We start from the raw sequence: 13,166 nt of genomic DNA, 5'->3' as shown, positions 1-13,166 counted from the left end.
CTATAAAAAATAATAAATTGTATGTCTTTCGACTTATAGCATTATTGCGAGTGCAAATTTAATAAAAGAAAATCATAAAAGCAAATCGGCTAAATTAATATTTTTCTACTCCTACGTTATAAATCGCTCATTTAGTGCAATTTACGCATTTAATATTAAACCAGGTTAAAGTTACCATGTTGCAAATTTACAAAATACTGATTTTATGAACGTTACAGCCGTTTTTACCACACAGAACCAATTGTTAGTGAAACATAGTTGAAATCATAGCGAAACATTTAATATTAAACGGCTTTCGGTATAAATCGAAAGCCGTGAAACATCATTTCCGTTATTTAGACTTATTTTAATTAAAGTAAAATTCGTATTTTATTTATCTTTCTTTCCAAAAACAGAAAAATGGACATATCTCTTTGGATGTTGACGAACATTAATCAATAGTGAATCAGCACTAATCATTGTTCTATTCATGTTGTTATAAAGAGCAGGATCATTCATTAAATGTCCAAGAGTACCATCCTTACTATTAAGTTGATTAGTGAAGGACTTCAAGTTTGCTATTGTCTCATCAACCTGAGCCATAGTTCCTGCAACATCAACAGAAGCAAGATTTGAAGTAAACTTATTTGTATTAGTAAGAATACCATCTGTCTTATGCATCAAACCAGGAACACTTTTATTCAAACCTGTAGTTAAAATATTTAATTGCTGCGATGTAGTATTTAGATTATTTGTTATTCCCTCAATATTGTGCAATGAATTTGCAATTGCAGGATCAGCCAAAAGAGTATTGACTCTAGTCAAGATACTATCTATCTTTGGTAGCATTTTCTCAACCGTAGGAACTAAAGCAGCTACTTTTCCCATAAGTCCACTGTTCATACCACCATCAATAGTATCTCTAGGATTAACTCGTTCACGTGGATTGTTCGCCAACAGTAGATTCATCTTCACGTTTCCCATTAGGTCACTATTAATCTCTGCCGAACTTCCCTTAGGAATTCGAAAATCTTTATCCAAGTCTATCTGTACAATAATATTGCCATTATTATCATAATCATAGTTGATATGCTTTACAACTCCGACTTTATATCCGTCAGCATAAATTGGATTAGAAGAAGACAAGCCGCTAATATCCTTAAACGATACAAAGTAAGTATTATCATTTGAAAAAATGGTCATACCTTTGAGAAAGTTGAGTCCAAAAAACAGCACAAGAATACCAAGTACGGCAACAAGCGCAATCTTTATTTCCTTTGTAAATTTCATATTTTATTTAATCAATTATCTATTTGCCTTAAATTCTTTTATGGCAGCATTTACATCCATCTTTACATCATTTTTAAATGCTATGATGAAAGCACCAGGGAATTTGTCTAATATCTGCTTACGTAAACGATATACTTCATTATAGTTTGACGATGATCCATAAGTATACTTTATCATACCGCTTTCTGTAAATGAACCGATATCTGTTAACCCATTAAAATGACTATCATTATTTTTCAGCTGTCCCTTACTAACAAGAATCTGAATTTTAAATACAGGTTTACTAGAGTCCTTATTCTCTTCTTTCTTAACAGCAACTGGGGCACGCTTTACTCTATGAGTACGCTTAGTCTCAACCTTTGATTTATCCTCATCACTATTTTTATAAGAAGGAGGAACCACCTGCGGTAAATCAACAGAAGTATTATCATCATTATCAAGAGCCTTATAAGGAACAGATATGTCAGTATCATATTTCTGTCTATATTTCATAAACGCATTGAATATACCTTTTACATACATAGGAACAGCCTCATCTGAATTCATAAAAGCCTCTTCGTCAGGAGATGATATAAATCCTAATTCCAACAGGCAACTTGGCATTGAGGTGAGCCTTAGCACAGCAAGATTATTTTGATGTGAGCCACCATTTTGACGTCCTGCTGAAGCGCATACGTACTGTTGCAACATACGTGAAAACTCGACACTCCTTGCACGGTTATGATCTACTATGAATTCATACATTATGTCAGTTTCTGCAGAATTTGTGTCAAAGCCTTTGTATACTGTTTTATAATCCTTCTCTAGAAAAATTACAGAGTTCTCACGTTTTGCAACTTCAAGATTCTGCATTATTCCTTTATCTCCAGTATGCTCTCCTCGTCCTAATGTGTAACTTTGAAATCCGTGAGCGGTTTTAGAACCATCAACGGCATTAATATGAAACGACATAAACAAGTCGGCATTATTCTTATTCGCAATTCTAGCACGCTCAACAAGTTCAAGGAACACATCCGTCTTACGTGTGTATATAACTTTTACATCAGGGCAATTACGTTCTACATAATCACCAAACGCCAAAGCGTATTTCAATGTAAGGTCTTTCTCTTTTGAATAAAGACCAGGGGCACCTTGATCACGACCACCATGCCCAGCATCTATTACAAGTGTAAACTTATGGTTTGCTGCTAATAGTGTAACAGTAAACAACAACATTGTTATCAGTAAGAATACCTTCTTTTTACTCATATACCAGTATATTCTTCGCAAAAATAATAAAAAATAATTAGAAAACCTAACTTTACAGTTCGGTTTTATCATTTATTAAATGAAGTTCAATCCCCGCTCCATAGCAGTCTGCACCGAAAGGAGGATTAAGCTTGTTTAGTTTTACATCTAATACAGTTATCAAATTAAACTTTCTGAACAACCTATCAGCAATACGAAATGCCACACGTTCAAGAAGTTTGCTTGGTACATTCATTTCCTGAGAAACTATATCATATACAGAAGCATAATTCAACGTATCATCAACTTCATCTGACAAGCAAGCCTCACGAACTGGATAACCAATTCTAAGGCTCACACTATAGTCATTCCCCGTTAACCGTTCCTGCGGTATCACGCCATGAAAGGCATGAAACCGCAGGTCTGTAAGTGTTATGTAACTTTCTTTAATTATCATAGATTATCCACATCTACTTGCGCCGCAATTAGTACAAATCAGACAACCTTCCTGATAAACTAATGTCTCATGCCCGCAAACAGGGCATTTCTGTCCATTAGCCCTTGTACCATCAACTATGTATTTTTTCAATGCACGCTCAACACCATTTTTCCAAGTATTGATACTCTCATCTTTTAACTGGAGAGAAGCGACGAGTTTAAGTACATGATCAATTGGCATACGATATCTCAATACACCAGAAATAAGTTTTGCATAGTTCCAGTATTCAGGGTTAAACTTCTCACTCAGCCCTTCTACAGTGGTCTTATATCCACGTTTGTTTTCAAACTGAAAATCATAACGGTGGGTACCATCCTCATTTGTAGACTTGATAATCTTTCCCTTAGTGATATTCTTTGGCAATATAATACCTTCTTCATCATCCTGAAGACCAGTAAATATTTCATAAGGATAACCTTTTAGAAGTCCAACGAATGCAACCCATTTTTCTTTATTGTTTTGGAATCTAACTACATCACTTTCCAATTCTTTTGGACGAACTTCTGTCACTTCTGGTTGTTCGCAAGGATGTCCCTTAGGTTGATCTTCCTGAACATCAGCTCCCTCAGCATGTCCGCTTTCTTTCTTATCCTTCTTAGATACAGAAATCATTACACCGGCACGGCTACCATCACGATATATTGTACAGCCCTTGCAACCACTCTTCCAAGCCTCAACGTATAACCTGTTAACTAAAGTCTCATCTACATCATTAGGTAGATTTACTGTAACAGATATACTATGGTCAACCCACTTCTGAATTGCACCCTGCATCTTGACTTTCATAAGCCAGTCTACATCGTTCGCTGTAGACTTATAATATGGAGATTTTGCAACAAGTTCATCTATTTCTTCCTGAGAATATTTCTTATCAGTGTCATAGCCATTCACCGTCATCCATTCAATGAACTTACGATGATAAACTATATATTCTTCAAAACTATCTCCTACTTCGTCAACAAAGTCTACATGAACATCAGTATCATTAGGATTAACTTTACGACGACGCTTATATACAGGCATAAACACTGGCTCTATACCACTTGTTGTCTGAGTCATCAAAGAAGTTGTTCCTGTTGGAGCTATAGTAAGGCATGCTATATTTCTACGACCATACTTCACCATATCTGAATACAACTCAGGATCAGCATCCTTTATACGATTTATGAAAGGATTTTTCTCCTCACGCTTTGCATCGTAAACTTCAAAGGCTCCACGTTCTTTTGCCATATCAACAGAAGAACGATAAGCATTAATTGCTAATGTTTTATGAACAATAACAGAGAAGTCGGTTGCTTCCTGTGTACCATAACGAAGTCCCATTGCAGCAAGCATATCACCTTCAGCAGTGATACCAACACCGGTACGTCTTCCCATACCGCTCTTACGCTGTATTTTCTTCCACAAATTATATTCAGAGCCCTTAACTTCATCACTTTGAGGGTCATCTGCAATTTTTTTCATTATAAGGTCAATCTTCTCCATTTCAAGATCGACAATATCATCCATTATTCTCTGCGCGAACTGCACATGCTTCTTGAATTTATCGAAATTGAACTTAGCATTCTTTGTGAAAGGATGCTCTACATAACTATAAAGATTGATACTTAGTAATCTACATGAATCATAAGGGCACAAAGGAATTTCACCACAAGGGTTTGTACTTACTGTACGAAAACCTAAATCTGCATAACAATCAGGAATACTTTCCTTCAATATGGTATCCCAAAACAACACACCAGGTTCAGCACTCTTCCATGCATTGTGAACTATTTTTTCCCATAATTTACGGGCTGATATTTCTTTTTTGAATTTAGGTGTCTCTGCATAAATAGGCCATTGCTGCATATAAGGCTTATCACTAACAGCAGCCTTCATGAAATCATCATCAAGTTTTACAGAAACATTTGCTCCAGTAACCTTTCCTTCTTCCATTTTAGCATCAATGAAAGCCTCACTATCAGGATGCTTAATACTTACAGACAGCATAAGAGCACCACGACGACCATCCTGCGCAACCTCACGAGTAGAATTACTGTATCTTTCCATGAATGGAACGAGACCTGTAGATGTAAGAGCTGAATTGTTTACAGGGCTACCCTTCGGGCGAATATGGCTCAAATCATGTCCTACTCCACCACGACGCTTCATTAACTGGACCTGTTCCTCATCAACTCTCATGATGGCGCCATAACTATCTGCGTCACCATCAAGACCGATAACGAAACAGTTACTCAGACTTGCCACCTGATGATTATTTCCAATACCAGTCATTGGACTACCGGCAGGAACGATATACCTGAAATGATCAAGAAGTTCAAAAACCTCCTGAACAGACATCGGATTCTTGTACTTATTTTCAATACGGGCGATTTCATTAGATATACGCCAATGCATATCCACAGGACTTTGCTCATAGATTGCACCGAAGCTATCCTTCATCGCATACTTGTTCACCCATACTCTTGCAGCAAGTTCATCACCACCAAAGTACTTCAAGGCTGCCTTAAACGCATCCTCAAAAGAGAAGGTCTTATTGTTTTCCATTATTTGTAAATACAGTAAATTGTAATTGCAAATATAGGATAATATTTTGATATAATGAAACGATTATCATGTTATTTTTCCAAATAAATTTTCCTTTTAGAAAACTTTTGCTTGAAGTAAAAATCAAAAGTTTCACAAAATCAGCAACTTGCAAATTATTTTTAGTAACTTTGCGAAGTTAAAAATAAAACTTATAATATTATGATGTCAATAAGAAATCGAAAAACTATAAGAAAATACTCTGATAAGATTGTCAGCGAAGAACTACTTTATAAGTTACTTGAAGAAGCTGAGCATACACCTACGATGGGTAATTTACAATTATATAGCGTCATTGTTACACGTAGCAAAGATGGTAAAGAAGCGCTCGCACCTGCTCACTTCAATCAACCGATGGTGACTGAAGCGCCAGTTGTACTTACTATATGTGCAGACTTTCGACGTACGAGTACATGGGCTGAGAATAGAAAAGCCATACCAGGATATGATAATTTTCTATCATTCATGAATGCGTCTACAGATGCGTTACTATACACTCAGTCTTTCTGTAATCTTGCCGAAGAAGAAGGGCTTGGCACATGTTATCTTGGCACTACTATCTACATGCCACAAATGATCATCGATACTCTAAAATTACCCAAACTTGTATTTCCTATTGCAACAATAACATTAGGATGGCCTGATGAGGAGCCAAACATATCAGACAGACTCCCGATAACCTCAATTATACACAACGAGTATTATGAGGACTACACACCAGAGAAAATAAATGATTATTATACTGAGAAAGAAAATCTTAAAGAGAATATTCAGTTCGTTGAAATAAATAAGAAAGAAACACTTGCACAAATTTTCACAGACATAAGATATACGAAAAAAGACAACGAGATAATGAGTAAGGGAATGATTGATGCATTAAAGAAACAAGGTTTCATTTAATAAATCAACTTTTCGCATTATTCCGTACAAACATTAAATAGGTAGTAACATAACAATATGCCCCCCGAAAGTCTTATGACTTTCGGGGGGCACGTTATATTTAGGAATTCATGAAATTATAATTTCATGATCACATTATTCTGCAATTGGTCTATACTTAGGAACAAGTACCTTCATCATTAACCATGCAATAAGATATGCAAAAGCACAAACACCAAACATGATTGCGTAAGCTGTAGATACATCACCATTATTAGCTACACGGTAGTAATCTTCAAGGCGTCCAGCCATTATCTGAACGAAAACGCCGCCGAGTCCACCTGCAGCAGCACCGATACCTGTAACAGAACCAACAGCCTTCTTTGGGAACATATCAGAAACTGTAGTAAATAAATTTGCAGAGAAAGCCTGATGAGCTGCTCCTGCAATACTTATAACAGCCACAGCAGCGATGAGTCCGTTCATTCCATTAAACTTAGCAACAGTTTGAGTGAAGACAAGAAGTAATGGGAAGAATGCTATAATCAACAGTGAAGTCATACGCGCTTTGTATGTCTTCCATCCTCTGTTAATAAATGTCATTGGAAGAGCACCACCATAAACAGAACCGATAATAGCAATACCAAATACAACAAATGTTGAAATCATTACAGTATACTTAGTATCATCTGGAGTCATACCAGAACAGAACTGCTGTTTAATATAAGTAGGCAACCAGAATAGTAAGAACCACCATATACCGTCAGTCATGAATTTACCAAGAACAAAAGACCAAGTCTGGCGATAGCATAACATTTTATACCATGGTATCTTTTTTGCAGGAATATTCTGTTCTGTTTCAACTACAGGCTTAACAGATTCCTCATCACTATTGATATAATCAAATTCAGCCTGATTGATCTTACCCTTTTTCAACATATCAGCAGGTGAAGCATATAGCTTGAACCAGAATATCAACCAAATAAAACCAATAAGACTAGTTATAATGAAAGCCATCTGCCACCCATGAAAAAGTCCCATAAAAAGATGATGACCGTTAACAGAAGGATTCCATGCAGCAAGAATTGGTGGAATGGCAAGAGCACAAATCATTGCACCCACATTTGAACCAGAATTAAAAATACCAGTAGCAAGTGCACGTTCCTTTTTAGGGAACCATTCTGCTACAGTCTTAATAGATGCTGGAAAGTTACCAGACTCACCGGCTCCAAATAGTCCTCGTGCTGCCAACTGAGCACCTAGACTTTTACCAGCAGCAGCACTGAAGAAACCAGCTATTGACCAAACTATCAAAGAAGCTGCAAGTCCTAGTCGCGTACCAATTTTATCAATAATAAAACCAACTATCAATGTAAAACCTGCATAAAAAGCGGTGAAAACAGAAGTTAGTATTGAATAATCTGTAGATGTCCAACCGAATCCATTAGGATCGCAGAAATAGTCTTTAAGATAGCCTATCACATTACGGTCCATGTAATTTACGGTAGTAGAAAACAGCAGTAGACCTGCTATGGTCCAGCGGTACTTTGTCATAGCATTACCATCTGAACCAGAATTTAAGTTGCTCATTTTCGTTGTTATTAGGTATGATAAATGTTGTTTGTTTTTATTTCAAGTCAGGTATTTTCACAATTTGCATATCACCATAGTCAAGATTTTCTCCTGCCATACCCCATATAAAGATATAGTTACTAGTACCTGCTGCGCAATGAATACTCCATTGTGGAGATATGACTGCCTGTTCATTGTTCAACCAAATAGGACGAGTTTCTTGTGGTTCACCCATTAAATGGCATATTTTCTGACCTTCAGGAACTTGGAAATACAGGTATGTCTCCATTCTTCTCAAATGAGTATGTGCAGGCATAGTATTCCAGACACTTCCAGGTTTCAATTCTGTAAGTCCCATTTGCAACTGACATGTACGAACTCCAGCAACACCATCAATAATAAGTTGATTAATAGTACGGAGGTTACTATCCTCTGCCCTACCAGCATTGATAACCTTAGCTTCCTTCATACTAACTTTCTTTATTGGATAAGCCTGGTGAGCGGTAGCCGAATTCATATAGAACTTTGCAGGTTTTGCAGCATCCTTTGATTCAAGAGTGATTTCGTAATCACCACGACCAATGTAAAGAGCCTCCTTAAACTTCAGTTCATATTTTTTATTATCAACAGTAACAATTCCATCACCACCGATATTAATTATACCAAGCTCACGTTGATGAAGAATATGATCAACTTTCAAAGGAGCGATAGCCTCAAGTTTAATCGGGGCATTAACTGGTTCTGCACCTCCGATAAGAAAACGGTCATACATACTATACACCCAGTTAACCTCTCCTGGAGCAAAAACTTTTTCTATTGCAAATTCCTTACGAAGGCGCTGTGTATCATAATGTTTAGCGTCTTCAGGGTTATTAGCCCATCTCACTTCATAATTTGTCTGTGCCATTCCAAATGTAGCTGTTAGGCATAATGCCATTGTTAAAAATATCTTTTTCATATTATACTTATTTTTTACTTTCACTCTTCACAATGCGTCTGCGATTAATAAGCATCATTACTAGTGTTACAGCGGTCAACAATCCCATACCAACATAACGTAAAGAACTGGTACATTTATATATGATCCAGCCGAATAAGCTTGAAGCAAAGTCTATTGCACCGCCTGAGAAACCGTCAGGAATCTGAGCAGCCTTATCACCAGTTTCTGCGAATACAGATGCTGCAGCCTTTGTAAATGCAGGAGCCATATCTGTAACAAAATACAAACCAAATATTAATGCCACTAAACCAATAACAAAAGTTTTTGCAACATTACCCTTTGTATAAGGTAACACCATAGGGAACAGATAAAACATTCCAGCCAAAGATGCCAATGGTAAAAACTGATTACCAGGAAGGAATACAGCTAAGATTAAGATTGTTGGTATAAGGAACAATGACACGACCAATGTTGTAGGATGTCCTATTACCAAAGCTGGGCTCATGCCAATATAAACTTTTTTACCATTAAACTTTTTGTTTACAAGTTCCTTTGTCTTTTCAGAAATAGGCATCAAACCATCTATAAATAATTTAGTAATACGTGGTATGAGTTCCATCACTGCTCCCATTATAACACCCAGTGACAAAACGTTCTTTACTATTGTCATGGTAGCATCAGTTGATGTTGTAGTTGCATCTGTCTGTTGCAATTCCTTAACATACCCACTAAAGTCTGCTATATGTCCAGCCTCTCCGAAAAGAGCAATCAATCCACCAACGATAACACCAAGAACCAATGGGTCTCCTAGTTCACCAAATTTTTTCTTTAATCCTTCTGCATCAACATCAAGTTTGCTGAAGCCTGGTATCTTATCAAGCAACTTATTAATGATAATAGCAAAAGGCATCAAACTCTGACAAAAAGGCTGAGGAATAGAAATACCTTCCAAATCATAATATTTTTGAAATTTCTCTGCTGTCATGTCGGCGCATACAAGAGTTATGATATAACAAACAATAGCTGCAAAATAACCCCAAAGTAAACTCTCACCCATAACAAAATAAGCGACTGCACCTATAAATGCAAAATGCCAATAATTCCACAAGTCTATATTCACTGTACGAGTGGTCTTTGTGATAAGCATCAGAAAATTAACACCCAGGCAAATAGGTATAATCAATGCACCAACAGCTGTATTATAAGCTACAGCGGCAGCGGCAGGCCATCCCATATCAAAAACCTTGAGTTGTAAATGATAAAAATCTGATATTGAACTTAAAGGAGTATTAAAATTAGTTGTAAGCAAAGCCGTAACAACTCCCAAGCCTACAAATCCGACACCAACAAAGAGACCGGACTTCAAAGCCTTTCCAAAGTTCATTCCAATACACAAGCCGATGATGGTAAAAAGAATAGGCATCATCACACTAGCACCAAAGCTAATGATATAGCTGAAAATCTGTTCCATTTAAATTTTCGATTAATAATTTGTAGTTTCGCTTTCTTTAGGTTTTAAAATCATGGGTGCGTTTTTCACCCATTGCTCGCAAAGTTAACAAAAACTTTTCACATAACGATACAAAATATCAAATAGATTCACTTAAACGTTTACATTTTAATATTTTTTGCGTCAAAAAAAACTGCAAATCCTGTTAGGGGTTCGCAGTTTATCATATTATAACTATTATCTATGCGTCAATCTTGGAAATAAATTCTCTTTACACGATTGCTTATACCAGTAAGCACTTCGTAAGGAATAGTTCCGATAATATCGCTCAATACTGTTACAGGCAAATTGTCACCGAAAATTTCGACACTGTCACCCTCCTTACAATCTATGCCTGTGACGTCAATCATTGCCACATCCATACATATATTTCCAACGTAATCAGCCTTTTTACCATTAACAAGACAATATCCATTACGATTACTCAAATGCCTGTCCAAACCATCAGCATATCCTATTGGAATAGCAGCTATAACGCTATCTTTATCCAGAATTGTTTTACGGCTGTATCCAACACTTTCGCCAGCAGAAACATTACGCAACTGAAGAATTGTAGTCTTTAATGTGCTTACATTATTTATTATTTCGTTGTTACGTGAATTTATACCGTAAAGTCCCAATCCAAGTCGACACATATCCATCTGCCTTTCTGGGAAATGCTCTATACCGGCACTGTTATCAATATGACGAAGTATCTTATGATCAAAAGCACCCTGAAGTTTATGACTTCCTCTCTCAAACAGTTCAAATTGCTGAGCACTGAATTTATCAAAGTTATCACAATCAGAACCAACGAAGTGACTAAATACAGAACGTGGGATTATAGCATTCTGATGTTTGAGTCGCTTAATAAGTTCTTCCATATCCGTATCAGGATTAAAACCTAGACGGTGCATACCTGTATCAAGTTTAATATGTACAGGGAATCCGGTTATACCTTCTTTTTCAGCAGCTTTTACAAGAGCATCAAGTAAACGGAAAGAATAAACTTCTGGCTCAAGATCATAGTCAAACATAGTCTTGAAAGCTGTCATTTCCGGATTCATTATCATTATGTTGCTAGTGATTCCGTTCTTACGAAGAGTTACTCCTTCATCCGCAACTGCAACTGCCAAATAATCAACACGATGATCTTGAAGAGTCTTCGCAATCTCTACACTACCAGCACCATAAGCATCTGCCTTTATCATGCAAACCAACTTTGTCTCTGGCTTCATAAAAGAACGATACCAGTTCAAGTTATTCACTACTGCATTTAAATTAACCTCTAAAGTTGTCTCGTGTACCTTTTGTACAAGAAGCTCTGTTATCTGGTCGAATCCAAACTGACGTGCACCCTTTACAAGAATCACTTCGTCATGCAAAGACTTGAATACCTCGCTTGCGACAAATTCATCAACGGTTGTGAAAAAGTTCTTTTCACCAAGAGTAACAACATCAGCATTAGCAGAAAGTTCAGGACCGATTCCAATAAACTTCACTACTCCACGCTTATTGCACAATTCACTCACTTCTTTATATAATTCCTTAGCAGCCATTCCACTTTGGTAAATGTCGCTCAATATCAATGTATGCCTACGTCCCTCATGATCAGGACGGCGATTCATGAAATCAAGAGCGATGTCCAAAGAATTAATATCTGAATTATAACTGTCATTAATAAGAGTACATCCATGTTGCCCCTCTTTAACTTCCAAGCGCATAGCAATAGGCTCAAGCTTCTGCATGCGTTCGTCAAGCTTATTTGAAACAACACCTATCTTCAATGCTACAGCAGCACAGATAATAGAATTGGTAATAGAAGCATCATCTATAAAAGGCAGAGAATAGCTATTTTCTTCACCATTATATATATATGTAACAGTTGTGGTAGTTTCTTGCTTATCAATATTTTTGACATACATGGGGGCATGTTTGTCCTTCAGCGACCAACATAGTTTTTCACCCTTAAAGTCATCAAGTTCAGAAACAGCTTTACTTACAATATCATCATCCTCATTATACACAACGGTCTGAGCATCATGGAATAACACTAGCTTTTCATAGCATTTTTCATCTTTCGTTGAGAAGTTCTCTTGATGGGCCTCACCTAAATTAGTCAAAACAGCAATAGTTGGCTGTATGATATCACGCAATGCCAACATCTCACCAGGTTTACTAATGCCAGCTTCAAACACACCAACCTGAGTATGTTCATTCATAAGCCAAACACTCAAAGGAACACCTATCTGGGAATTATAACTACGGGGACTGCGAGTAACAAACATATCATCGCCAAGTAGTTGGTTAAGCCATTCCTTAACCATAGTCTTGCCGTTACTACCAGTAATACCGACAATAGGAATATTAAATTCGTCACGATGTCTTTCGGCTAGACGCTGCAATGCCTCAAGCACATTAATGACTTTCAGGAAATTCGCATCCTTATATTCTGTATCATAATTTGCAGGAACATCTGCGACAACAAAGTTCTTAACTCCACGTCTATAAAGTTCTTGAATATAGTTATGACCATCATTTCGCTCAGATTTAAGGGCAAAGAATAACGTTTCCTCTGGGAAACAAAGAGAGCGACTATCTGTAAGGATAAATCCTATATTTGCATCACTCTCGCCAAAACGACGCGCACCTATCAGTGTGGTTACTTTTTCAATAGAATATGTCATCGTATGATTTTTATATTT

9 protein-coding genes are annotated in these 13,166 nt (G+C 36.8%); 1 reads left to right on the top strand and 8 read right to left on the bottom strand.

The window, feature by feature from the left end; all coding sequences use genetic code 11:
• Nucleotides 1-369: 369 nt before the first annotated feature.
• Genes HEQ28_RS13295 through HEQ28_RS13280 form a run of 4 tightly spaced genes read right to left on the bottom strand, consistent with a single transcriptional unit; the run spans nucleotide 370 to nucleotide 5,542 of the window.
• Nucleotides 370-1,269, bottom strand: a complete 900-nt coding sequence (locus HEQ28_RS13295; RefSeq protein ID WP_434503158.1) for an MlaD family protein — start codon at nucleotides 1,267-1,269, stop codon at nucleotides 370-372.
• 15 nt (nucleotides 1,270-1,284) lie between these two features.
• Entirely contained in the window at nucleotides 1,285-2,517 is a 1,233-nt protein-coding gene (locus HEQ28_RS13290; protein ID WP_434503157.1) for an N-acetylmuramoyl-L-alanine amidase family protein, read from the bottom strand.
• A 52-nt stretch (nucleotides 2,518-2,569) separates the two neighbouring features.
• Complete coding sequence (folB, locus tag HEQ28_RS13285) at nucleotides 2,570-2,953, bottom strand: dihydroneopterin aldolase (protein WP_434503156.1); 384 nt, start codon at nucleotides 2,951-2,953, stop codon at nucleotides 2,570-2,572.
• 3 nt (nucleotides 2,954-2,956) lie between these two features.
• Nucleotides 2,957-5,542, bottom strand: coding sequence for an adenosylcobalamin-dependent ribonucleoside-diphosphate reductase (locus tag HEQ28_RS13280; protein WP_434503155.1), 2,586 nt, complete (start codon nucleotides 5,540-5,542; stop codon nucleotides 2,957-2,959).
• A 201-nt stretch (nucleotides 5,543-5,743) separates the two neighbouring features.
• Here HEQ28_RS13280 and HEQ28_RS13275 point away from each other — a divergent pair, with 201 nt between their 5' ends.
• Nucleotides 5,744-6,481 carry a nitroreductase family protein gene (locus tag HEQ28_RS13275; RefSeq protein ID WP_434503154.1) on the top strand — a complete coding sequence of 246 codons (738 nt, stop codon included), beginning with the start codon at nucleotides 5,744-5,746 and terminating at the stop codon, nucleotides 6,479-6,481.
• A 135-nt stretch (nucleotides 6,482-6,616) separates the two neighbouring features.
• Here HEQ28_RS13275 and HEQ28_RS13270 read toward each other — a convergent pair whose 3' ends face one another.
• The 4 genes from HEQ28_RS13270 to HEQ28_RS13255 form a co-directional block, all read right to left on the bottom strand.
• The gene (locus HEQ28_RS13270) at nucleotides 6,617-8,050 is read right to left on the bottom strand and encodes an MFS transporter (RefSeq protein WP_434503153.1); all 1,434 of its coding nucleotides are present in this window, start codon (nucleotides 8,048-8,050) and stop codon (nucleotides 6,617-6,619) included.
• A 37-nt stretch (nucleotides 8,051-8,087) separates the two neighbouring features.
• Entirely contained in the window at nucleotides 8,088-8,990 is a 903-nt protein-coding gene (gene kduI, locus HEQ28_RS13265) for a 5-dehydro-4-deoxy-D-glucuronate isomerase (RefSeq protein ID WP_434503152.1), read from the bottom strand.
• Between the two features lie 7 nt (nucleotides 8,991-8,997).
• A complete protein-coding gene (locus HEQ28_RS13260; RefSeq protein WP_434503151.1) occupies nucleotides 8,998-10,443 on the bottom strand; it encodes a PTS galactitol transporter subunit IIC in 1,446 nt (481 codons plus the stop codon).
• Between the two features lie 227 nt (nucleotides 10,444-10,670).
• A complete protein-coding gene (locus HEQ28_RS13255) occupies nucleotides 10,671-13,148 on the bottom strand; it encodes a bifunctional UDP-N-acetylmuramoyl-tripeptide:D-alanyl-D-alanine ligase/alanine racemase (RefSeq protein WP_434503150.1) in 2,478 nt (825 codons plus the stop codon).
• Nucleotides 13,149-13,166 lie beyond the last annotated feature (18 nt).

This window comes from Prevotella sp., assembly GCF_051059605.1.
Taxonomy (GTDB): Bacteria; Bacteroidota; Bacteroidia; order Bacteroidales; family Bacteroidaceae; genus Prevotella.
This window is presented reverse-complemented; position numbering and strand designations above follow the sequence as displayed.

Excerpts from the sequence above, each read along its gene's own strand:
- HEQ28_RS13295 (WP_434503158.1), bottom strand. The coding sequence starts at position 1,269 with ATGAAATTTACAAAGGAAATAAAGATTGCGCTTGTTGCCGTACTTGGT.
- HEQ28_RS13290 (WP_434503157.1), bottom strand. The coding sequence starts at position 2,517 with ATGAGTAAAAAGAAGGTATTCTTACTGATAACAATGTTGTTGTTTACT.
- folB (WP_434503156.1), bottom strand. The coding sequence starts at position 2,953 with ATGATAATTAAAGAAAGTTACATAACACTTACAGACCTGCGGTTTCAT.
- HEQ28_RS13280 (WP_434503155.1), bottom strand. The coding sequence starts at position 5,542 with ATGGAAAACAATAAGACCTTCTCTTTTGAGGATGCGTTTAAGGCAGCC.
- HEQ28_RS13275 (WP_434503154.1), top strand. The coding sequence starts at position 5,744 with ATGATGTCAATAAGAAATCGAAAAACTATAAGAAAATACTCTGATAAG.
- HEQ28_RS13270 (WP_434503153.1), bottom strand. The coding sequence starts at position 8,050 with ATGAGCAACTTAAATTCTGGTTCAGATGGTAATGCTATGACAAAGTAC.
- kduI (WP_434503152.1), bottom strand. The coding sequence starts at position 8,990 with ATGAAAAAGATATTTTTAACAATGGCATTATGCCTAACAGCTACATTT.
- HEQ28_RS13260 (WP_434503151.1), bottom strand. The coding sequence starts at position 10,443 with ATGGAACAGATTTTCAGCTATATCATTAGCTTTGGTGCTAGTGTGATG.
- HEQ28_RS13255 (WP_434503150.1), bottom strand. The coding sequence starts at position 13,148 with ATGACATATTCTATTGAAAAAGTAACCACACTGATAGGTGCGCGTCGT.